Annotated in this window: 18 protein-coding genes and 1 riboswitch; of the genes, 12 read left to right on the top strand and 6 right to left on the bottom strand. The window is 43.7% G+C overall.

The annotated features are described in order from the left end of the window. Nucleotides 1-20: 20 nt before the first annotated feature. Nucleotides 21-1,661 carry an acyl-CoA synthetase gene (locus ACNPNW_RS00300; protein WP_191112214.1) on the top strand — a complete coding sequence of 547 codons (1,641 nt, stop codon included), beginning with the start codon at nucleotides 21-23 and terminating at the stop codon, nucleotides 1,659-1,661. Nucleotides 1,662-1,786: 125 nt separating this feature from the next. On the opposite strand, the gene trpB is transcribed toward ACNPNW_RS00300, so the two are convergent. Both trpB and ACNPNW_RS00290 read right to left on the bottom strand, forming a co-directional pair. Continuing rightward, a complete protein-coding gene (gene trpB / locus ACNPNW_RS00295) occupies nucleotides 1,787-3,031 on the bottom strand; it encodes a tryptophan synthase subunit beta (RefSeq protein WP_191112213.1) in 1,245 nt (414 codons plus the stop codon). Beyond that, entirely contained in the window at nucleotides 3,012-3,656 is a 645-nt protein-coding gene (locus ACNPNW_RS00290) for a phosphoribosylanthranilate isomerase (RefSeq protein WP_191112212.1), read from the bottom strand. Before ACNPNW_RS00290 ends, trpB begins: the two co-directional genes overlap by 20 nt. A gap of 144 nt (nucleotides 3,657-3,800) precedes the next feature. Then, a riboswitch (cobalamin riboswitch) is annotated at nucleotides 3,801-4,011 on the top strand. Nucleotides 4,012-4,049: 38 nt separating this feature from the next. Between ACNPNW_RS00290 and ACNPNW_RS00285 the strand changes: the two genes are divergently transcribed. The 6 genes from ACNPNW_RS00285 (at nucleotide 4,050) to ACNPNW_RS00260 (ending at nucleotide 11,049) form a co-directional block, all read left to right on the top strand. Next, nucleotides 4,050-5,873: a TonB-dependent receptor plug domain-containing protein gene (locus tag ACNPNW_RS00285; RefSeq protein ID WP_191112211.1), complete on the top strand. Its 1,824-nt coding sequence runs from the start codon at nucleotides 4,050-4,052 to the stop codon at nucleotides 5,871-5,873. A gap of 102 nt (nucleotides 5,874-5,975) precedes the next feature. Next, nucleotides 5,976-6,560, top strand: coding sequence for a cob(I)yrinic acid a,c-diamide adenosyltransferase (locus ACNPNW_RS00280; RefSeq protein WP_191112210.1), 585 nt, complete (start codon nucleotides 5,976-5,978; stop codon nucleotides 6,558-6,560). Between the two features lie 142 nt (nucleotides 6,561-6,702). After that, complete coding sequence (locus tag ACNPNW_RS00275; RefSeq protein ID WP_191112209.1) at nucleotides 6,703-7,416, top strand: glycerophosphodiester phosphodiesterase; 714 nt, start codon at nucleotides 6,703-6,705, stop codon at nucleotides 7,414-7,416. Between the two features lie 440 nt (nucleotides 7,417-7,856). After that, the gene (locus ACNPNW_RS00270) at nucleotides 7,857-9,023 is read left to right on the top strand and encodes an acyl-CoA desaturase (protein WP_004647507.1); all 1,167 of its coding nucleotides are present in this window, start codon (nucleotides 7,857-7,859) and stop codon (nucleotides 9,021-9,023) included. 132 nt (nucleotides 9,024-9,155) lie between these two features. Then, a complete protein-coding gene (locus ACNPNW_RS00265; protein ID WP_191112208.1) occupies nucleotides 9,156-10,601 on the top strand; it encodes a protein adenylyltransferase SelO in 1,446 nt (481 codons plus the stop codon). 76 nt (nucleotides 10,602-10,677) lie between these two features. After that, nucleotides 10,678-11,049, top strand: a complete 372-nt coding sequence (locus ACNPNW_RS00260) for an MmcQ/YjbR family DNA-binding protein (RefSeq protein ID WP_129716414.1) — start codon at nucleotides 10,678-10,680, stop codon at nucleotides 11,047-11,049. Between the two features lie 77 nt (nucleotides 11,050-11,126). On the opposite strand, the gene ACNPNW_RS00255 is transcribed toward ACNPNW_RS00260, so the two are convergent. The 3 genes from ACNPNW_RS00255 to baeS all read right to left on the bottom strand — a co-directional run bounded on the left by ACNPNW_RS00255 (nucleotide 11,127) and on the right by baeS (nucleotide 14,078). Beyond that, entirely contained in the window at nucleotides 11,127-11,633 is a 507-nt protein-coding gene (locus ACNPNW_RS00255) for a GNAT family N-acetyltransferase (protein ID WP_129716412.1), read from the bottom strand. A 92-nt stretch (nucleotides 11,634-11,725) separates the two neighbouring features. Continuing rightward, nucleotides 11,726-12,412 (bottom strand): response regulator, encoded by a 687-nt coding sequence (locus ACNPNW_RS00250; RefSeq protein ID WP_004278304.1) that lies wholly within the window; start codon nucleotides 12,410-12,412, stop codon nucleotides 11,726-11,728. A gap of 13 nt (nucleotides 12,413-12,425) precedes the next feature. Continuing rightward, nucleotides 12,426-14,078: a sensor histidine kinase efflux regulator BaeS gene (gene baeS, locus ACNPNW_RS00245; RefSeq protein WP_191112207.1), complete on the bottom strand. Its 1,653-nt coding sequence runs from the start codon at nucleotides 14,076-14,078 to the stop codon at nucleotides 12,426-12,428. A 134-nt stretch (nucleotides 14,079-14,212) separates the two neighbouring features. On the opposite strand from baeS, the gene ACNPNW_RS00240 reads away from it, so the two are divergent. From ACNPNW_RS00240 to ACNPNW_RS00230, 3 genes are all read left to right on the top strand, one after another. Continuing rightward, the gene (locus ACNPNW_RS00240) at nucleotides 14,213-14,806 is read left to right on the top strand and encodes a hypothetical protein (protein ID WP_138743080.1); all 594 of its coding nucleotides are present in this window, start codon (nucleotides 14,213-14,215) and stop codon (nucleotides 14,804-14,806) included. Nucleotides 14,807-15,107: 301 nt separating this feature from the next. Further along, on the top strand, nucleotides 15,108-16,910 hold the full coding sequence (locus ACNPNW_RS00235; protein WP_191112206.1) for an acyl-CoA dehydrogenase C-terminal domain-containing protein: 1,803 nt from the start codon (nucleotides 15,108-15,110) through the stop codon (nucleotides 16,908-16,910). Between the two features lie 168 nt (nucleotides 16,911-17,078). Further along, on the top strand, nucleotides 17,079-18,860 hold the full coding sequence (locus ACNPNW_RS00230; protein ID WP_005103290.1) for an acyl-CoA dehydrogenase C-terminal domain-containing protein: 1,782 nt from the start codon (nucleotides 17,079-17,081) through the stop codon (nucleotides 18,858-18,860). 60 nt (nucleotides 18,861-18,920) lie between these two features. On the opposite strand, the gene ACNPNW_RS00225 is transcribed toward ACNPNW_RS00230, so the two are convergent. Then, the gene (locus tag ACNPNW_RS00225) at nucleotides 18,921-19,127 is read right to left on the bottom strand and encodes a hypothetical protein (protein ID WP_005261855.1); all 207 of its coding nucleotides are present in this window, start codon (nucleotides 19,125-19,127) and stop codon (nucleotides 18,921-18,923) included. Between the two features lie 173 nt (nucleotides 19,128-19,300). Between ACNPNW_RS00225 and ACNPNW_RS00220 the strand changes: the two genes are divergently transcribed. Together ACNPNW_RS00220 and ACNPNW_RS00215 are read left to right on the top strand one after the other, a co-directional pair. Continuing rightward, nucleotides 19,301-19,798 carry a phosphate-starvation-inducible protein PsiE gene (locus tag ACNPNW_RS00220; protein WP_004647497.1) on the top strand — a complete coding sequence of 166 codons (498 nt, stop codon included), beginning with the start codon at nucleotides 19,301-19,303 and terminating at the stop codon, nucleotides 19,796-19,798. Nucleotides 19,799-20,128: 330 nt separating this feature from the next. After that, nucleotides 20,129-21,115, top strand: coding sequence for an IS110 family RNA-guided transposase (locus ACNPNW_RS00215; protein ID WP_005251678.1), 987 nt, complete (start codon nucleotides 20,129-20,131; stop codon nucleotides 21,113-21,115). Nucleotides 21,116-21,151 lie beyond the last annotated feature (36 nt).

Below are 21,151 nucleotides of genomic sequence, written 5' to 3'. Positions count from 1 at the left end.
ATATAGAACGGAGTTTTACAATGGTTAGCGCATATGATGAATTACCGCGTACCCCCGCGAATTTTGTAGCCTTATCACCTTTACGCTATCTTGATCGTGCAGCTTATATCTATCCAAACCAGAACGCGATTATTCACGGTAAGCGTCGTATTACCTGGCGTGAGAAATACAACCGTTGTCGTCAGTTTGCCAACCAACTCCAAAAATTAGGCATCGGTAAAAATGATACCGTGTCTGTCCTGCTGCCTAACGTCCCTGCCATGATCGAAGCGCATTTTGCTGTACCAATGGCAGGTGCCGTCCTGAATACCTTAAATACCCGTCTGGATGCCAAGACCCTTGCTTTCATGCTGGAACATGCTGAGAGCAAAGTATTATTGGTTGATCCTGAATTTACTGCACTTGCGACTGAAGCACTCGCTCTAGTTTCACAAGACATTTATGTCATTGATGTGGCTGATGCAGAGTTTGAAGGTGAAGACCAGCGTATTGGCCAAATCGAATATGAAGACTGGATTGCGCAAGGCGATGCAAACTTTGAATGGCATTTACCTCAAGATGAATGGGATGCCATCAGCTTAAGTTACACTTCTGGGACCACCGGCAACCCGAAAGGCGTGGTCTATCATCATCGTGGTGCCTACATTAACGCAGCCAGTAATATTATTGCCTGTGGCATGACACCACGTGCCACCTATTTATGGACACTGCCGCTATTCCACTGTAATGGCTGGTGCTTTGCCTGGACCATGGCGGCCAACGGTGGAACCAACGTTTGCTTGCGTAAAGTTGATGCTGAACGGATCTTTAAGCTGATCGCTGAACATAAGGTCGATTACTTCTGTGGTGCACCGATTGTTCTGTCGATGTTGATTAACGCGCCTGAAGAGAAAAAGACCAAGATTGATCACCGTGTCGAAGTGATGGTGGCGGGTGCCGCACCTCCAGCAGCAATTATTGAAGGCATGCGCAATATCGGTATTAACGTAACGCATGTTTACGGCTTGACTGAAACCTATGGCCCTTCTGCACTCTGCGCTTCACAGGCAGGCTGGAGCGATCTGTCTATTCAGGAACAGGCACAGTTACATTCACGTCAAGGCGTCCCGTATCCATTGCAAGATGGCATGAAAGTGCTTGATCCGGATACCATGCAGGAAGTGCCACATGATGGTCAGACCATGGGTGAAATCATGTTCCGTGGCAATATCGTGATGAAAGGTTATCTGAAAAATCCTGAGGCGACAGCAGAAGCCTTTGCCGGTGGCTGGTTCCATACGGGAGATTTGGCGGTATGCCAACCGGATGGCTATGCCAAAATTACCGACCGTTCCAAAGATGTGATTATTTCTGGCGGAGAAAATATTTCATCGCTTGAAGTGGAAGAAGTACTGTATCAGCATCCGGCGGTGCTGACTGCAGCGGTAGTCGCCAAGCCTGATCCACGCTGGCAGGAAGTTCCTTGTGCCTTTATTGAGCTCAAAGAAGGCACCAAGGCCACTGAAGAAGAAATTATGGAATTTTGCCGTGAACATCTGGCCCGCTTTAAAGTGCCTAAGGATGTGGTGATTACCGAAATTCCAAAAACCTCGACCGGTAAATTACAGAAATTTGTTTTACGTGAATGGGCCAAAGAACGCGCGCAAGGTGAATTTTCTTAATTCCAGACCAGCGGGTTCTTTTAAAATTGACTCCATAAAAAATCGTGCTAAGAAAACTTAGCACGATTTTTATTTGAAATAACCTCTCCCAAACCCTCTCCTATAAGGAGAGGACTTTAAGGAACTTACATCTCTACCATTTCCACGCCATCAATACGGGCAACGGTCATCAAGTCCTTATCACCACGACCTGAAACCGTCGCAAGAATAATTTGATCCTTGTCCATGGTCGGTGCAAGTTTGGTCAGGTATGCCATGGCGTGTGCGCTTTCCAACGCCGGAATAATACCTTCAATCTTGGTCAAGTCGCGGAAACCTTGTAGCGCTTCTTGGTCATTAATTGGTACGTATTTAACACGATCCATATCTTTCAGGAAGCTATGTTCCGGACCCACACCCGGATAATCCAGACCTGCAGAAATTGAATGGGTTTCGATAATCTGACCTTGTGCATCCGACATTAAATAAGTACGGTTGCCATGCAGTACACCGACATGACCGGCATTCAACGGCGCAGAGTGCTTGCCTGATTCAATCCCATGACCTGCTGCTTCAACACCATACATTTTCACATCTTGGTCATTCAGGAATGGATAGAACAAGCCCATGGCATTGGATCCACCACCGACACATGCCACTAGGGCATCTGGTAAACGGCCAGCCTGTTCCAGAATCTGACGGCGTGCTTCACGACCAATGATCGACTGGAAATCACGAACCAGTTGCGGATATGGATGTGGACCTGCCACGGTACCAATGACGTAGTAAGTTGAATCAACATTGGTCACCCAATCACGCATGGCTTCGTTCATGGCATCTTTTAATGTTTTGGAGCCACTTTCTACCGGCACAACCGTCGCACCCAATAAACGCATACGGTAGACGTTCATCGCCTGACGTTTTACATCGTCTGCGCCCATGAATACTACGCATTCAAGACCTAAACGTGCTGCGATGGTGGCCGTCGCCACACCGTGCTGGCCTGCCCCTGTTTCGGCAATAATACGTTTCTTGCCGGAAAGCTTCGCCAGTAAGGCCTGACCGATTGTATTATTTACTTTGTGCGAACCGGTATGGTTCAGGTCTTCACGTTTCAGGTAAATCTGTGCGCCACCCAACTCTTTCGACCATCGTTCAGCATGATATAAAGGACTCGGACGACCGACGTAAAACGCCATGTCACGGTCAAATTCTGCCAAAAACTGCGCATCATCTTTCATACGGAAATAGAGCTTTTCCAAGTCTTCTAAAGCCGCCATGAGTGTTTCTGACACAAAACGTCCGCCATGAATACCGAAATGCCCGCGTTCATCCGGGAATTGGGTATAGTCAACTGCCTGACTGTTCTGGCTAGTACTTTGCTGATCCACGATGGACTCCTTGCATAAAGCGTTCTATGAGTTGTTGGTCTTTAATACCTTTTGCGGACTCGACACCGCCACTCACATCCACGGCATAGGCCTGTGTGGTGAGAATTGCCTGTTCGATATTGTCAGGATTTAAACCGCCTGCCAAGACCAAGGGAAGATTGAGTTTGGGAAATGTATCCCAATCGAAGCTGTGCCCTGTGCCGCCTTTCAGGTCAGGATGCCATGCGTCTAATAGTACTGCACTTGCGCCTGCATCTTGATAACGCTGAATTTCTGCAACCACATCCAGATCAGGTTTTACCTGAATGGCTTTATACCAGCGGCGTCCGACCTGCTGGGTGATGGCCTGACACTGTTCAGGTGTTTCATCGCCATGAAATTGTAAAATATCCAGTGGAACGGTTTTAAGAATATCCTGAATTTCATCTGCGTGACTATTCACAAATAAGCCCACCGCCTGTACATAAGCTGGAACCGACCGGATCAGGATTTCAGCCTGCTCTAAAGTAACATGTCGTGGACTCGGTGGATAAAATACAAATCCTATCGCGTCACAGCCAGCATTGACTACGGCATGTACATCTTCAACTCGGGTGATTCCACAAATTTTGGCACGGGTTCGCATATTATGTTGGCTCTAGATCTACCAATGTATTGAACAATCTATAAGATTGGGGCAAATCATTGTAATGCAATTTTTCTGACTTGCGTAAAGTTCATCTGGATTATTCTCTATGCAGATTGTGTATAACTCATATTGACTTTATACTGCGCTCACTTTGCAGCAAGTCCAAGCCTTCAGGCTTTAGGGAAGCTGGTGTAAATCCAGCACTGCCCCCGCAACGGTAAAAAATGAAACGTATCTCAATTTAAACTCTTTGGTTTACACCACTGCATCTTGATGTGGGAAGGTGGATATACAGCAAAGTCGCTGCTTTGCACATTTAAGTCCGGAAACCTGCTTGCTGTGTTCTATAACTCAATCATTCACGGGGAAGTGAATGTATGGAGCTTTAACATGTCACTTCATTGTCAACCTACTGCCTTGGTAGGTGCGATCGCACTTGCGTTGGGTACCACTTCATCTGTTTTTGCTAACGAGCAAAAAGTTGCGAAAGCATCTTTAGATACCATTGTGATCACGGCATCACGCAGCGAACAAAATATTGAAAATGTGCCGATGCGTCTAAATGTGATTGATGAAAAAACGATTCAACAATCCCCTATTGCTGACTTACCTTCATTATTAACGAAAGAAGCAGCGCTATCAGTCAAACAAGTGGGTGGCTATGGTCAACCAGCTTCAATTTTCTTGCGTGGCAGCAATGCCGCACATACCTTAATTTTACAAGATGGTATGCGCTCAAATACCGCAACTGTTGCAGGTACAAATTTACATTTAATTGATACGACAGACATTAAGCAAATTGAAATTCTAAAAGGCCCTGCATCGGTACAATATGGTACTGATGCAATTGGAGGTGTAATTCAACTCATTTCCAAAACACCGACAGAAAATAGTGCGTTTACAACGGTCGAAGTCGGTGAAAAAAATACCTACAAATCACTTGTCGGTGTTGATGCTGCTGAAAATGGCTATTACGCCCAAATTCGTGGGCAACGCCTAGAAACAGATGGTGACCAAATTATTAGCAATCAAGCTAAAAAAGCAGGTTTCGATCAAAAAGGCTATTCAGCGAAATTAGGCGTTGATCAAGACAACTTTGGATTGTCAGCGGAATTTAAAGAAAATGAAGGTCACGGCGACTACTTCTCTTCTGGTGCACCAGAAGCTTATGATTTCACCAATCGCCTTTATAATATTAAAGGTTATTTTAAGCTTAATCCAAATTTAGTGTGGGAAACTCGCCTATCACAATTTGAAGATGAATACGTAATTGTACAAAGCGCTTATCCATCGACTGTAATCACTGAACAACAAGAAATAGATTCCAATATTCAATGGCAAATCAACGCCGAGCATAAACTTCTTGCGGGTGTACATTACAATAAGACAGAAGCTGAAAGTTTAAACACCTTTAAAGATGAAAATGATAGCACTGGCTATTATTTACAGCACCAATATCAAAATGATGTCATCAGCACCCAAGCGGGTATTCGAGTTGAAGACAATCAGCAATTTGGTACACATAGTGTAGGACAACTCGCTGTTCGACATACCCTAAGCCCTACATCAAGTATTTATGCCAATGTCGGAACAGCATTTCGTGCCCCAGTTGTCGGGCAAATTATTAGTGAACCCGCTTGGTGGGGCGGTAATCCTGACCTACAACCAGAAGAAAGTGTATCTTATGAAATTGGTTTTGATCATCTAATCACCCCATCAATGACATTATACGGTTCTGCTTTTCAAACCCAAGTCGACAATATTATGGTCTCTAACGGAGATACCAACTGGGTATTTGAAAATATGGACAGCGCCACCTTTAATGGTGCTGAATTGGGTTTAAAATTGACACAAGATGACTTCTATGCCAATGCTGAATATGCGTATATTCAAGCCAAGAACGATGATAAAGATAAAGATTTGCCAAATCGCCCACGCCAAAACTTCAACCTAACCTTGGGTTGGGATAATGGTCAGTATGGTGCGTCCACGTCTTTAGTAGCTAAAGGTAAATCTAAGGAGGATAAAGGCCTTATTCCAGGCTATGCAGTCATTGATATGAATGCCTATTGGCAAGTGAATCCTCACTTAAAAACCTTTGTGAATATTCGTAACCTAGGTGATACCAATTACAAAACAGCATTTAATGATGCCACATCTTATTACATTGCCAGTGACCGCCTCGCTTCTATTGGAATCACTTTTAAATACTAAGCTCTAAACAGCAAAAAACTTTAAAACAGCGCAGTTTATGGATAATGTTATGACCGACATTATCCTTTTTTATTATCTTCATTAAAAATTCAAGGAACACATATGGGCCACCGTTTAAGTAAAATTTACACGCGCACAGGCGATTCAGGCACTACCGGACTCGGTGATGGCTCACGTGTTGCCAAAGATGATTTACGTATTGATGCACTCGGCGATGTCGACGAACTGAATGCCGTGATTGGCGTATTACGCGCACAAATTTCAGCAAGCACTATTAAAGATCAAGCCGCTTGGGATAAATCTTTAAGCCTGATTCAGCACTGGCTATTTGATCTGGGCGGCGAAGTCTGCATTCCGGGTTTTAATCTGGTGCAACCGGTATCGATTGAGTTTTTGGAAAATGATATCGACCGAATGAATGCGGCCTTACCAATGCTCAAAGATTTTATTCTGCCGGCAGGCACATTGGTATGTAGTTTTGCCCATCAGGCTCGTGCGGTTTGCCGTCGTGCAGAACGCAGCGTAATGTCAGTTCATCACCGTGACCAAAATATTCAGGCAGCGTCACTGCAACTACTTAACCGTTTATCGGACTGGTTATTTGTAGCATCACGCACCCTGCAACGAAGCGAGGGCGGTTCCGAAGTGCTGTGGCAAAAAAATATCAATGACAGCATCGAAAAGTAAAATTATGTTTCAAGTTAGCATCTGAAAATACCCATCAGATGTCTCTTGATTTTACAGAGCATCTGACGAAAATAGAAAGTGTCATCCTTCTGTCACGTAGCCCTCGCAAAATGAACTTAACTTTCCCACTCATGAGCATCTTATGCGCATAATTGGTCATCGTGGTGCACGTGGCGAAGCCCCTGAAAATACCTTGGGCGGTTTTCAATATATTCAGGAGATCGGCATTCGCGCCGTTGAGTTTGATGTCCGTCAGCTCAAAGACAATGCCTTAATCATCATGCATGATGACGACTTTGTGCGTACCACCGGTTTGCAGAAGCATCTATACGAGTGTAACCGTCAAGATCTTACCCAATATAATCACGCAGTGGCCTGGTCAGAATGGAATAAAATCGAAGCGACCCCATTGCTCGATCAAACCTTAAATGTCATTCGAAATTTCGAGCATATTGAAGTCGAAATTAAAAGCGTAGCATCTGAAGCAGCAGCTGAAAAAATCGCGTTTGAAGTCGAACAGCAGTTACAAGGCTATGAGCAGGCAGCCATTATTACCAGCTTTGATGCCAAAATTCTGGATGCCTTCAAACAGCAAAACTCACGTTTAAAACGCGGTTTATTGATTGAAACCGATGTCAAACATCAGGCCATTGATCAGGCGCTGGAACTTGGATGCTGTCATATTGGCTGGATGGACGAAATGGCCAGTAAAGACCTGATTCAAGCCACGCAGGCTGCCGAGTTGAATATCAGTGTCTGGACAGTCAATGATATCACCCGTGCGAAACAGCTGCGAGACTGGGGCATTCAGGGGCTGATTACCGATTATCCAAAACTGATGCTACAACAACTCTAAATAATCTCTCTTAGCCTTGATTGATCTAGGTATTTCTTGACCCAGTTCATTTCGATGACGCAATAATGAAAGTGTGAACCTTCCTTAATCAGATTTTATTTAAAAGTGAAATTAAGTTGCCCAACCTCTATATTCTGCAAATTTCCTGATAATATTGTAGAAATTATGAACAACGATTTTCATCTGATTCATTCCGTTTCCATTTTCTGAAAGAGTGATAATCCTCAGTTACTTAGTCGGAAATCAGAGCCTGTCTACGCTCGCAAAATGGTCACTTCTGCCCTACTTATTCTGTTACCGACAAGTACAATACAACCGTACAATAATGCTAGTGATGCCTTAGGGCGCATGCTAATATGGACAAGATAGGCTGCTGTTAAAACCAACAGTAGTTTCTGCTTTTTGTTATACCTTCCGAGGTTCTAGGAGTGCTGTTGGAGATGAATGCTCCCTTACCCAAAGCCCCCATCAACTGGATTGCTGTGTTTGCATTGGTATTTTTACCAATCGTAGCCCTGATCGCGATTCCGTTGTATGCGTATCACCATGATTTTAGCGCTGCCGCTTGGATCAGTATGTTTGTTTTACTGGGCGTAAGCAGCCTCGGCATTACAGCAGGATACCATCGCCTGTGGGCACATCGTGCTTATGAAGCCACTTTACCATTAAAAATCATCTTGATGATTATGGGTACATTTGCTGTACAGAACAGTATTTTATTCTGGGCATCTGGTCACCGTACCCATCACCGTCATGTCGATGATGTTGATCAAGACCCGTACTCGATCAATAAAGGCTTCTGGTATGCACACATTGGCTGGATGTTACGTGATTATCCATCTGGTGCTGCCAACTATAAAAATGCGCCAGATCTGTTAAAAGACAAAGTGGTAATGTTTCAGGACAAATACTACGTTCCTTTAGTGATTGCTGTTCATGCTGCGATTTTACTTCCAATCGGCTGGGCAGTCGGCGATGTCTGGGGCGTGTTGCTATTGGGTGGATTAATGCGTTTAATCCTGAGCCATCATGTGACCTTCTTCATTAACTCACTGTGCCACATGTGGGGAAATCGTCCTTATACCGACGAAAATACTGCACGTGACAACTTCGTACTCGCGGTTGCAACTTGGGGTGAGGGTTATCATAACTATCACCATATTTTCCAATACGATTACCGTAACGGCGTGAAATGGTGGCAGTACGATCCAACTAAATGGTTGATTTGGACTTGTTCTAAACTTGGTTTAGCTAAAAACTTGCGCCGCATTCCTAGCTTTAATATCAAAAAAGCGGAATTGGCAATGAAGTTTAAATATGCTGAACAGGATCTTGCGGTATATGGCCATGATGTTTCTGAAGATATCTCGGCGGTAAAAACCAAGATCGCACAGGAATATGATGCATTTACCCAAACTTTAAATGACTGGGCGAAGCTGAAAGAACAGGAAATTCAGGTCAAGAAAGCATCGATGGCTGAAAAAATCCATCAGATGGATGACAAGCTGAAAGTTGAATTCCAGCTGGTTGAACAGCGTCTTTCCCATCATCGTCAAACCTTGAATCTACTGGTTCGTAATCTGAAAAAATCTGCAGTTTCTCAATAAAAGCTGTTGAACACTAAAGCCCCGATTGGGGCTTTTTTTATGTCCGAAAGATAACGTGAACTCTCGCTTATACAACAGTTTTATACAGCTATCTTTGTTATAGTTCATGTATTCCAATCCTGTACTGATGCTATGTATTTTAACTCTCGCTATCAAACACTACCTGCTCGCCTCTATCATCATCAAGTTCCGCTGCCGTTAAAAGGTGCAAAAGCCGGGCACTTCAATGCCGCTTTGGCAGAACAACTACAATGGTCGGATGAAGACAAGGCGCAATGGGTCGAGATTTGTAGTGGTCAGAAAGTCTTTGCTGAGTTTGAACCTTTGGCTATGGTCTATGCAGGCCATCAGTTTGGGCAATGGGCAGGACAGTTGGGAGATGGTCGTGGGTTGTTGATTGCTCAGATTCTGGATCAGAACCAGCAGACCATTGACCTACATCTAAAAGGTGCTGGTGCAACGCCATATTCACGCATGGGCGATGGTCGTGCCGTGCTGCGGTCAGTCATTCGTGAGTATCTGGCGGGTCATGCCTTAAATGCCTTGGGTGTAGCATCCAGTAATGCGGTCGGTTTTACTTCATCAATGCAAGGTATTCAGCGTGAGAAGCTAGAGCCGGGCGCGATGATGTTGCGCACTTCGGATTGTCATATCCGTTTCGGTCATTTCGAATGGATCAATCAGTATCAGCCAGATCTGCTGGCTGAATTTACCCAGAAATGTATCGAATGGCATTATTCGGAATGTCTGCAAGACGAACAGCCGATTCTGAGCTTTGCCACCAAAGTTATTCAGCGCACTGCGGTGATGATTGCCAAATGGCAACTGGTCGGTTTTGCACATGGCGTGATGAATACCGACAACCTGAATATTACCGGTTCAACTTTGGACTTTGGTCCTTATGGCTTTATGGAGCGCTTCCGTCCGAACTGGATCAATAACCACTCGGATTACCAAGGGCGTTATACCTATCAGCAGCAGCCAAGTATCGGACACTGGAATTTGTGGCAATGGTTAAACAATCTGGTGCCGCTCTGCCCTACAGATTATGACAAAGAACAATGGAAACAGGATTTAGCAGCGTGTCTGGAGCACTATGAGCCAACATTTTTAGAGCATTATAAACATGGTTTAAACCAGAAAATGGGCTTGCCAAGTTTCCATAAAGACAGTTTTGACTGCGCAATGGCCTTTCTGCGCATTTTACAGAGTGAACAACTGGACTACACCCAAAGTTTTATCCGGTTGCAAAATAAAGACTATGAAGCCATGAAAGATGATTGCTTAGACCGTCGTCAGTTTGAAGCATTCTTGGCGCAATATGAATCTATCCGTGAACACCAAGATATTGAAGAATTAGACGCCGCCATGCAACTGGCCAATCCGCATTATATTCTGCGTAATCATATGGCACAGAAAGCCATTGAACTGGCAGAACGGGATGATTTTTCTGAAGTCGACCGTCTGTTTAAATTACTCAGTCAGCCTTACCTGAAACAGCCCGATTTGGAACAGCCTGAAGATTTAGCGCCATTGCCGAGTGACGTGCCTGAAGTCATGGTCAGCTGTTCGTCTTAATTTATTCACATCCCAAACAAAAACTGTGGATAATTTAAGCATTATCCACAGTTTTCTGATGATTTATCCATAGCTTATGTCTTTACATCAAATTGCATCATTTACTGCTTTAAAACTTCCTGAAGTCACTGTGACTCAGCCTTTTGCTGAGGGCTGTGATGTTTATAAAGTCATGGATAAAGTCTTTATGCTGACTTTTCATTTGCAAGGAAAAGCTGCGATTAATTTAAAAGTCGAGCCTGAACACGGCGCCATGCTTCGAGACATTTATCCTTATATCCGTACAGGCTGGCATATGAATAAGCAGCACTGGATCTCAGTTTATGAAGATGAAGAACTAGATGGGTCTTTGGTTGGAGATTTGGTGCTAAATTCTTATGAGTTAGTAGTATTAAAGTTAAAGAAAGTCGATCGGCAGCGAATTGAGCTACTTAAAACAGTACGATAAGTTCCCACCTTGTATAGGAATAATGTATATAAAAAATTTAAGATTCATCATTAGAATAATATTCAATATACCGTCAGTTATTTAGTTGCATTAAATGCTTCATCATAAAATACCTGGGCTTTCGGAAAAGCCCCATCAAAACTGATCGCTTGAAAATATTCAGCTGGTACATTTTCCAAAACTAAATCGGCAATGGGTTGAAAGCCAAAACGAGCATAATACTTGGGATCGCCTAATAGCACACAGCCTTTTGCATCCAATGCTTTCAGTCTGTCCAGTGCTGCATATACAAGCCTTGAACCAATGCCTAAACCTTTTTGATCAGGCAAAACTGAAATAGGGCCTAATCCAAACCACCCTGCTGCACCCGAAGACATTGATACGGGAGACACGGCAATATGCCCAACAACAATATTATTTTCAAGAGCAACTAACGATAACGTCAGTTGATGCTTTTTCCTTAATGCATTGATAATAAAATGTTCAGCATGACTTGAATATTCAATGTTTTTAAAAGCGGCTGTTGTTAACTCTTCAATTGCCTGAATGTCATCTATTTGCTCATCTCGAATCATGATATTCATTATTTTTAACCCTCTTATACTTGCCAGTTTCAGATATAAAAAAAGCGAATAAGTTCTCACCTATTCGCCTCTCTTAAACATTAAAAACTTAATCAATCTTCAGGATATTCAAAACGGTAACCGACCCCATACACCGCCTGAATCCACTCATGACGGTTACCGGTTTCAGCTGCATCTGAAATCTTACGGCGCAAATTCTTGATATGACTGTCAATAACACGGTCAGCCACATCAAAACTGTCCGGATTAATATGATCCAGCAATTGCGCACGTGAATATACCTGTCCGACATGTTCCAGGAATAACTCCAGTAAACGGAATTCGGTCGGCGTTAAATTCAAGGCTTTTTGTTGATACCAGATGCGCTGTTGTGATTTGTCCATGCGGAATAAATCATTGCTTTCCGGTTCTGATTTACGATCCAGACGACGTAACACAGCCTGTACGCGCGCGACCAGCTCCTTCGGACTAAACGGTTTACAGAGATAATCATCTGCACCCATATTCAGACCCAGTACACGGTCGATTTCTTCAGTACGTGCGGTTACCATGATAATTGGCAAATCTGACTGTTCACGTACCTTACGGCAAATGGTCAGGCCGTCCATACGCGGCACCATCAAGTCCAGAATCATCAGACTCGGTTTACGCTGGGTAAAACTGTTATATGCTTCCTGCCCATCATGAAACATACTGACCTCAAAACCAGCAGCTTCCAGATAGTCTCGCACCAACTGTGCAAGTTCGATTTCATCTTCAACCAGCATGACATGTTTCATCAATCTATTCCCTTCATGGTTTCATTTGTTTAGGAAAGCTCAGCTTGCATCGTAAACCACCCAGTGGTGAATGTGCAAAGCTTAAGCTGCCGCCCAGCGCCTGCGTAATTTTACATGATAATGCCAAACCCAGTCCGGTTCCGCCAGTCGCCCGGGTACGAGAATCATCGACACGGTAGAAACGCTCACCAATACGCGCCAGTTGTTCATCAGTCAGACCAAACGGACTATCATCGATATATAAGGTCCATTCTTTATCATCTTGTGTCGTATGAATATGCACTTGCCCGCCTGCTTCAGTATAGCGAATACTGTTACTCAGCAAGTTCGCCACAATCTGTTTAAAACGATCTAGATCCAGATTTAAATCAGTCCCTTCGCCATCTGCAGTAACCACTAATTCAGCCTGTTCAAAGTTCGGCTGGAAGTTAATGAGTTCCTGCTGCACAACCTCCCACGGATTCACCGTCGAGAAATAGAATTGCAATTGCTGGGCATCGACCTGTGCCAATGCGGCCAGATCTTGGGTCAGTTTTTTCAGACTGTTCACCTGAGCCAGCATGGAAGCAAAATGTTCAGGCGTTGGTTTACGGATTCCGTCCTGCATCGCTTCAATCTGTGCCTGTAAGACTGCTAGTGGCGTTTTTAACTCATGTGAGGTATCTGCCACCCACTGACGGCGTGAGGTTTCATGCTGATCCAGAATCACCGCCAATGCATTTAATTCATTGAATAAATCACCTAATTCATCATTCCGGTTCACTTTAACCTGATATTGATAATTTCCCTGAGTCAAGGCACGCGTACCATTGAGCAAACGTTGAATCGGTTTTTTGAAATAAGTCGCCAATAACAGGGAAGCTATCAGACTCGCCAAAATACTGAGAGCATAAACCAGAAATAAATAACGCTTTTGGTTACTGAAGAAATTAATACTGAGCGCATCATCCTGATCTAGTACCGGTTTTAAGCCCAAATAGCCGACAATCTGATTATTCACCATAATCGGGCGATAAGAAATCTGTTCATCTGAAGCCTCACCCACTACGAAACGACGCTTGGCATCATACAGTGAGAGACGTGAACTGAGGCCAAGACGGTCCGGCATCTGAATAAACTGTTTTTTACCAGTCGGTTGCTGGGCTGGCTGCTTACCATTTTTGCGATCAGTTCTAAACAGATTTTGATTAGAACTGAGCGGGAATTTCAAGCCTTCAAAAGGCTGAAACTGGGAAGGCAAATTAGATGCTAGTAAACGTAATTCTTCTTCATTGACCTGACGTTGTGGCAGCTCTGGATTCACCATACTCGGTGCCACTTGAGCCAAGGTCTGTTCCTGAAAATAACGCTGCTGCAAGGCAATATCATACTGGCGGCGTAACCACCAGCGTGATAATCGGTCATAATCATCTGGTGCGGCTTCACCTTCCATCTGGAGAATCTGTGCCTGAATCGCGTTGCCCCAGTCCTGATAGACTGCATAGACATCTGCCAGATTTTCAATCACATAATCCAGCTTCTGCATTTCGACATCAGCGACATAGCGGGCGAAATTACGCTGCATATTCAGATGCAATACACCTAGGCTCACCGTGGTAATGACCAGCGTGGTCAACAGCACGGTCAAAAATAGACGTAATGCAATGGGAATACGGCGAATGTTCAAAAGTAAAATCTCAATTTTTCTTCTATATTCATTATTGTAGCGAACACCGAGGCAAAAAACTCTTCATTGTTTCTTCATCTTTATTGTTTAATCTTTATCTAACATAGAATCAGCTTCTTGACAGGATAAATACAATGCAAACCATGACAAAAATAGCTTTAATCAGTGCAAGTGTTTTATCAATGGGTGCGTTGACTGCCTGTCAATCCACCAGCAATGTGCCAAGCAATGATCATCCCCACATGATGAAACATCATGAAGGCAAAAAACAGCATCTAACTCCCGAACAGCGTGAGCAGTTTAAGGCAAAGCGTGCAGAACGCATGCAGTTTGCCAAACAGCTTCAACAGGCCTGCGACAATAAAGCTGTGGGCTCGGCCGTTCAAATCAAGACTGGCGATAAAACCATAGACGGCACCTGCAAGATGGTCTTTAAAGCAGATCGTAAAGAGATGAAAAGCCATCGCGACATGAAAGCTGAGCATCGTCCAATGCGTGCTGATATGCGTAGAGGCATGATGCACGGTGAAGTCTTGACGGATGCCAAACGTGCAGAATTGACTAAACAGTTTGATCAGCGCCTCGCTCAACATCAGGCACATCAACGAGCCATGCTGCAAGCCTGTCAAGGCAAAAAAGACGGGACTGCTGCACAGATCAAGATGAGCGAACAAACTATCAATGGCAAATGTCATGTCCGTTTCCAGCCCACAGCCTCTACCTATTAATGCATAGGAATCAAGGCTTCACGACTAGCACCTTCGGGTGCTTTTTTATTGCGTGCTCTTTCATGCATACAGTTGACTATTCGTTTCCTGCAGAATATGGCTAAAGTCTTTATACTCAAGACCTTTAATGCGTCATGCAGATTAATCTTTGACTTTACAGTCACCAAGAAAACACCCCGAAAAGCTTGTACCGCAGGGGAAGTTGTTGCACGATTAGATCATTCCAAACCGTGTCAGTGAAGACAGGTTTTAGTTCATCTAAGATTATAACGCTGGTTCAACCAGTATTGAGGAAACCGATATGCCACAATACAAAGCGCCTATACGTGATATGCAATTTGTGTTGCATGAATTATTAAATGCTGAACAACACTATGCAAATCTCCCTGCATTCCAAGAAAACGTAAGCCGTGAGCTGGTAGATCAGTACTTAGAAGCTGCGGCCGACTTCTGTGAAAACGAATTGTCTCCGATCAACCAGACCGGTGACCGTGAAGGCTGTACCTGGAATGACGGCGTTGTTACGACTCCGACTGGCTTTAAAGAAGCGTACCAAAAATACATCGAGCTTGGCTTCCCTTCTCTTTCTGCTGAAGAACAATACGGCGGTCAAGGCTTACCGAACTCTTTAGGTATCGCGATTTCTGAAATGGTGGGTACTGCGAACTGGGCATGGGGCATGTACCCTGGCCTGTCTCACGGTGCGGTTCGTACTTTAGAACATCATGGTTCAGCTGAACAAAAAGACGCTTACCTGCCTAAACTGGTTTCAGGTGAATGGACGGGTACCATGTGCTTAACTGAATCTCATGCGGGTTCTGACTTGGGTATTATCCGTACTAAAGCTGAACCACAAGCGGACGGTAGCTACGCAATCTCTGGCGAGAAGATCTTTATCTCTGCTGGTGAACACGACATGGCAGAGAACATTATCCATATCGTACTTGCTCGTCTGCCAGGTGCACCGAAAGGTACCAAAGGTATCTCATTATTCATCGTGCCAAAATTCAACCTGAATGCTGACGGTTCTATTGGCGAGCGTAACGGCGTACGTTGTGGTTCGATCGAACACAAGATGGGTATCCATGGTAACGCGACTTGTGTCATCAACTTTGACAATGCTAAAGGCTTCCTGATTGGACCTGAAAACCGCGGCTTGAACTGCATGTTCACGTTCATGAACACAGCACGTATCGGTACAGCAGTTCAAGGTCTTGCAGCATCTGAAGGTTCATTCCAAGGCGCGCTTGCATACGCAAAAGATCGTCTGGCAATGCGCTCTTTAAGTGGCCCTAAAGCACCAGAAAAAGAAGCAGATCCAATCATTGTACATCCTGCTGTACGTAACATGCTGTTGACGCAAAAAGCATATGCAGAAGGCGGTCGTGCACTGGTTTATCTATTAGCACAATATGCTGACGTGGTTGAACATGCTGCAGAAGAAGCAGACCGTAAATTTGCAGACAACATCCTGTCATTGCTAACACCAATCGCAAAAGCATTCCTGACTGAAACCGGTTCTGAAGCTGCGAAACACGGTGTTCAGGTATTCGGTGGTCATGGCTTTATTTCTGAGCACGGTATGGAGCAGATCGTACGTGATACACGTATTGCTTGCCTGTACGAAGGTACCACTGAAATTCAGGCACTAGACTTGTTAGGCCGTAAAGTATTGGGTACGCAAGGTGCAATGTTGAAAGACTTCACCAAGATCATCCATAAATTTGCTGAAGCGCACAAAGACAATGCTGCAATGAAAGAATTCGTTGAACCATTGGCTGCCTTGAACAAAGAATGGGGCGATCTGACCATGCAGATTGGTATGCGCGCGATGCAAAACCCTGAAGAAGTGGGTGCGGCTGCAGTCGATTACCTCTACTTCTCTGGTTATGTCACTCTAGCTTACCTATGGGCACGTATGGCATTGGTTGCTCAGGAGCAACTGGCTGCGGGCACCACTGAGGTTGATTTCTACAATGCCAAAGTGACGACAGCACGCTTCTACTTCAAGAAAATCCTGCCACGCGTTCGTTCACACGTTGAAGTGATTGCGACAGGTGTAGAGCCATTGATGAACCTGGATGCGGAACACTTTGCATTCTAAGTTAGTCTCAGACTAGCTACATTTCAGAAAAAGGACGGTCAATCAACAGGCAGTCCTTTTTCTTTATAAAGAGTTACAGAATTAACCTTTAGTCGTCTAACATTCAGATTTTGAGTGTTTTAGACTGATTAAAACTCATTTAATCAAACAATAAACAGGTGACACACCATGCCAATTTATAACGCGCCACTTGCCGATATGAAATTCATCCTGAACGATGTCTTCAATGCAGAACAATTCTGGCAGGCCAATGAAAATCTAGCGCATCTGGATGCTGCGACAGCAGAAGCGATTCTTGAAGAAATGGCAAAATTTTCTCAAAACGTCATGCTTCCTCTGAACCGTACCGGCGATGAAGAAGGCGCAAAAATTGAAAATGGTAATGTGACCACACCTGCTGGCTTTAAAGAAGCGTTCAAACAATATGCAGAAGGTGGCTGGATTGGTCTGGGCGCAGATATGGAATGGGGCGGCCAGGAAATGCCGAAAATGCTAACGGTACTTTCTGATGAAATGCTGTTTGCCACCAACCCGTCTTTTATGCTGTATCCACTGCTTTCTGTTGGTGCGGGCATGGCGCTGAACAGCTATGCTTCACAAGCACAAAAAGAAACCTATTTACCTAAAATTTATTCGGGTGAGTGGTCAGGCACCATGTGCTTAACCGAACCACATGCCGGTACTGATCTGGGTATTATCAAAACCAAAGCTGAACGTAACGAAGACGGCACTTATAGCATCAGCGGCACCAAGATTTTCATCACGGGTGGTGATCATGACCTGGCGGAAAATATTATTCACCTCGTTCTAGCGAAAACCCCAGATGCCCCTGCTGGCTCTCGTGGTATTTCCCTGTTCATCGTACCGAAATTCTTGGTCAATGAAGATGGTTCTATTGGCGAACGTAACCCGGTCGGCCCAGGTTCAATCGAACACAAGATGGGAATCAAGGCATCTGCGACTTGTGTCATGAACTTTGACGGTGCCAAAGGTTACCTCGTTGGTAAAGAAAACGAAGGTCTCGCTGCGATGTTCGTGATGATGAACTACGAACGTCTGTCGATGGGTATTCAAGGCCTAGGTGCTTCTGAATTCGCTTATCAAAACGCTGCGCAATATGCCACAGACCGTTTACAGGGTCGTAGTGCGGCTGGCGTTCAGTCACCAAGCAAACCTGCGGATAGCATTCTGGTGCATGGTGATGTACGCCGTATGCTGCTGAATGTACGTGCCAATAACGAAGCTTCGCGTGCCTTTGCAGTTTATGTAGGTCAGCAACTGGATATCACCAAATTCTCTACTGATCCTGAAGCGGTGAAAAAAGCCAATGACCGCGTTGCGCTATTAACACCAATCGCGAAAGCGTATTTAACGGATACCGCATTCCAGGCGACCCTAGATGCACAAATGGTCTTCGGTGGTCATGGCTATATCCGTGAATGGGGCTTGGAGCAATGTATCCGTGACCTACGTATTTCCCAGATCTATGAAGGCACCAACGGTGTACAGTCACAAGACTTGATCGGCCGCAAAACCATTAAATGTGGCGGCGAATATATCTCTGAATATATCTCTGAAATCCGTGACTTTGCCAATAGTCTGGATGCGGATCTAAACTTTATTAAAGATGCCACACTGGATGCAGCAACTGAAGTTGAATCGGTGACTCAGTACATTCTGGAAGCAGCACGAGAAAGCCATGACTTCCCGAATGCAACCGCAGTTGACTATCTGCACGCTGTAGGTCTGTTGAGCTTCTCTTATATGTTCGCGCGCATTACCAATGCAGCGAAAAATAAAGACGGTGAGTTCTATCAAAATAAAATCGCTCTGGCACGTTACTTTGTACAACGCATTCTGCCTGAACTGGCATTACGCATTACTAAAGTGAAATCAGGTTCTGACGTCATCATGAACTTCTCTGAAGATTATTTCACGACTCAAGCTTAAGCTAAAAATCTGCAATAAAAACGCCTGCATCAGCAGGCGTTTTTTATGAAAATGCAACAATTAAACTTTTTGAATTAGCAAGGTATCCGTCTGATTATTGCTTTTCGGATTCGAATGTTTATTCACAATTTTGATATTCCCCTCTGACTCTAAAGACTCGCAGAGCTCCACCACCTTTTGCATATCTTCAGCCTTAATGCCTACGCCGAGGATTAATTTTTTTCCGGCTTCTAATTGGCTAATTTTTGTTTGAATTTTATCTAACACTTTTTTCTCCTATTTATTCAATGTACCACCCATACAATATAGCAATTTAGTCTAAAATAAGCGCAAAAGTTCAAATAATTTAATCTTTATTTTTCATTCAATCATTCTGTGCATGATCTTTGCACGCTATTCTGTAACTATCTTTATTTCACATGAAAAATCAGGAGGATAATATGTCTAAATCACGTCCGAAAATTGAAAAATTTGAAGCGCTCCTCGACCGTCTTGGTAATCTTGCTGTAGAAAGCTTTCATTATATTGCGCTGTTTATTATTGGCTGTATGGTGATCTGGTCCGCTGGCCATACGGTCATCGACATTCTGACCGTCAAACAGTTCGCCACCATTGACGACATTCTTCTGTTGTTTATTTATCTGGAACTGGGTGCCATGGTCGGCATCTATTTTAAAACCAACCATATGCCAGTACGTTTCCTGATTTATATTGCCATTACTGCACTGACCCGTTTGCTGATTGCAGATATTCAACACACGCATAAAGCCAGCATGGATCTGGTGATTATTACCGGTTCGATTCTGATTCTGGCCTTTGCGATATTAGTGGTGCGCTATGCCTCATGGACCTATCCATCCGTGATCCGTGACAAACATAGTGAAAAGCCATTGCCACTCGGTAAAACACCGCGCCCAGAAGATGATGAATTGGCCTAGTCTTTTAAGCCCTCTTTTTTTTGCACTTCAGCTTAAAGTAATACTTAAGCCTCGTTCAGGGTTTAGGACTATTTATCTCAAGCAACCTCTCCCTTGCGTAGCAGTGCTACTTGTATCTTGATTGATATAGTGATTAGCTACCACTATACGCAAATTGTAGAGTTTGGAGTGCTGCTAAAATCTTAAATTTGAACCTGAGATAAAACCTACAATTTGCCCTTATCCCTCATACAACTCTGAACGGTAACTAAGCACTTTGATGCTGTATTCACAAGGTAAGATGATGGTTAATGGGATAAAAATCATAGCTTAAACTCAAGGAATATCACCATGATTATGCTAGGTATTGATGTCAGTAAAACCAAAATAGATTGTTGCATTTTTCCTCAAGGTTTGACTGGAAAAAGAAAAAATAAAATATTTACTAATACAGAAAGTGGCTTTGGCAGTCTGCTCAAATGGCTCATCACTCTTAAAATTGAACCTGATCAAGTGACAGCAATCATGGAAGCGACTTCGGTTTATCATGAGAATTTGGGATATTATCTATATGATGCAGGTGTAAAGGTTTGTGTGGCTAATCCTTCACGAGTAAGAGCCTTTGCCAAAGGCATGTCCATGCTAAATAAAACGGATAAAGCTGATAGTGAAGCTCTTTCACGTTATGGTTACACCGCAAAGTTAATCATATGGCAGCCTGAACCTGAAAATGTCAGATTATTAAAAGCTTTACTAGGCAGACGAGATGTCTATCTAGGTAGTCTATTGCAGGAAAAGAATCGACTTGAAAAGGCGCAGTCCACTCATACCTCCGTTGTTGTGATTAAATTACTTGAAGAGAATATTGAGTATTTAAATCAGCAACTTGAAAATATTGATAAGTTAATAAATAATCACATAGATCAAGATCCAACATTGAAACAGGATTTGAAATTACTGCAAACTATTCCTTCAATCGGTGAACGATCAGGCTTATTACTGTTGGGGTTATTTCATTCGCACAAGTTTGAAAAAGCAAGTCAAGCTGCTGCATATGTAGGTTTGGTTCCAGTACATCAGTTGTCTGGCAGTTCAGTCAACAAGCAAAGTCACTTATCAAAAGCAGGTGACAGTAAAATACGCTCAGTATTGTATATGTCAGCATTAACAGCGATTAAATATAATCCACACATTGAAGCTTTATATCAACGATTATTAAGCCAGGGTAAAAATAAAATGTGTGCTTTAGGTGCTGCAATGCGCAAGCTTATACATCTGTGTTATGGCGTTTTAAAACATCAGACTGCCTATCAAAGAGATTATTTATTGGTCGAATAATCTCAAAACCTGATTGACTACCAAGACGGTATCTCA

This window comes from Acinetobacter endophylla, assembly GCF_053543775.1.
The sequence above is the reverse complement of the archived record's forward strand: the minus strand, read 5'-3'. Positions and strand labels throughout refer to the sequence as shown.

Bases quoted from the DNA above. Each gene is read 5' to 3' on its own strand.
- ACNPNW_RS00300 (WP_191112214.1), top strand. From the start codon at position 21: ATGGTTAGCGCATATGATGAATTACCGCGTACCCCCGCGAATTTTGTA.
- ACNPNW_RS00290 (WP_191112212.1), bottom strand. From the start codon at position 3,656: ATGCGAACCCGTGCCAAAATTTGTGGAATCACCCGAGTTGAAGATGTA.
- ACNPNW_RS00285 (WP_191112211.1), top strand. From the start codon at position 4,050: ATGTCACTTCATTGTCAACCTACTGCCTTGGTAGGTGCGATCGCACTT.
- ACNPNW_RS00280 (WP_191112210.1), top strand. From the start codon at position 5,976: ATGGGCCACCGTTTAAGTAAAATTTACACGCGCACAGGCGATTCAGGC.
- ACNPNW_RS00275 (WP_191112209.1), top strand. From the start codon at position 6,703: ATGCGCATAATTGGTCATCGTGGTGCACGTGGCGAAGCCCCTGAAAAT.
- ACNPNW_RS00270 (WP_004647507.1), top strand. From the start codon at position 7,857: ATGAATGCTCCCTTACCCAAAGCCCCCATCAACTGGATTGCTGTGTTT.
- ACNPNW_RS00265 (WP_191112208.1), top strand. From the start codon at position 9,156: ATGTATTTTAACTCTCGCTATCAAACACTACCTGCTCGCCTCTATCAT.
- ACNPNW_RS00260 (WP_129716414.1), top strand. From the start codon at position 10,678: ATGTCTTTACATCAAATTGCATCATTTACTGCTTTAAAACTTCCTGAA.
- ACNPNW_RS00255 (WP_129716412.1), bottom strand. From the start codon at position 11,633: ATGAATATCATGATTCGAGATGAGCAAATAGATGACATTCAGGCAATT.
- ACNPNW_RS00250 (WP_004278304.1), bottom strand. From the start codon at position 12,412: ATGAAACATGTCATGCTGGTTGAAGATGAAATCGAACTTGCACAGTTG.
- ACNPNW_RS00240 (WP_138743080.1), top strand. From the start codon at position 14,213: ATGCAAACCATGACAAAAATAGCTTTAATCAGTGCAAGTGTTTTATCA.
- ACNPNW_RS00235 (WP_191112206.1), top strand. From the start codon at position 15,108: ATGCCACAATACAAAGCGCCTATACGTGATATGCAATTTGTGTTGCAT.
- ACNPNW_RS00230 (WP_005103290.1), top strand. From the start codon at position 17,079: ATGCCAATTTATAACGCGCCACTTGCCGATATGAAATTCATCCTGAAC.
- ACNPNW_RS00220 (WP_004647497.1), top strand. From the start codon at position 19,301: ATGTCTAAATCACGTCCGAAAATTGAAAAATTTGAAGCGCTCCTCGAC.
- ACNPNW_RS00215 (WP_005251678.1), top strand. From the start codon at position 20,129: ATGATTATGCTAGGTATTGATGTCAGTAAAACCAAAATAGATTGTTGC.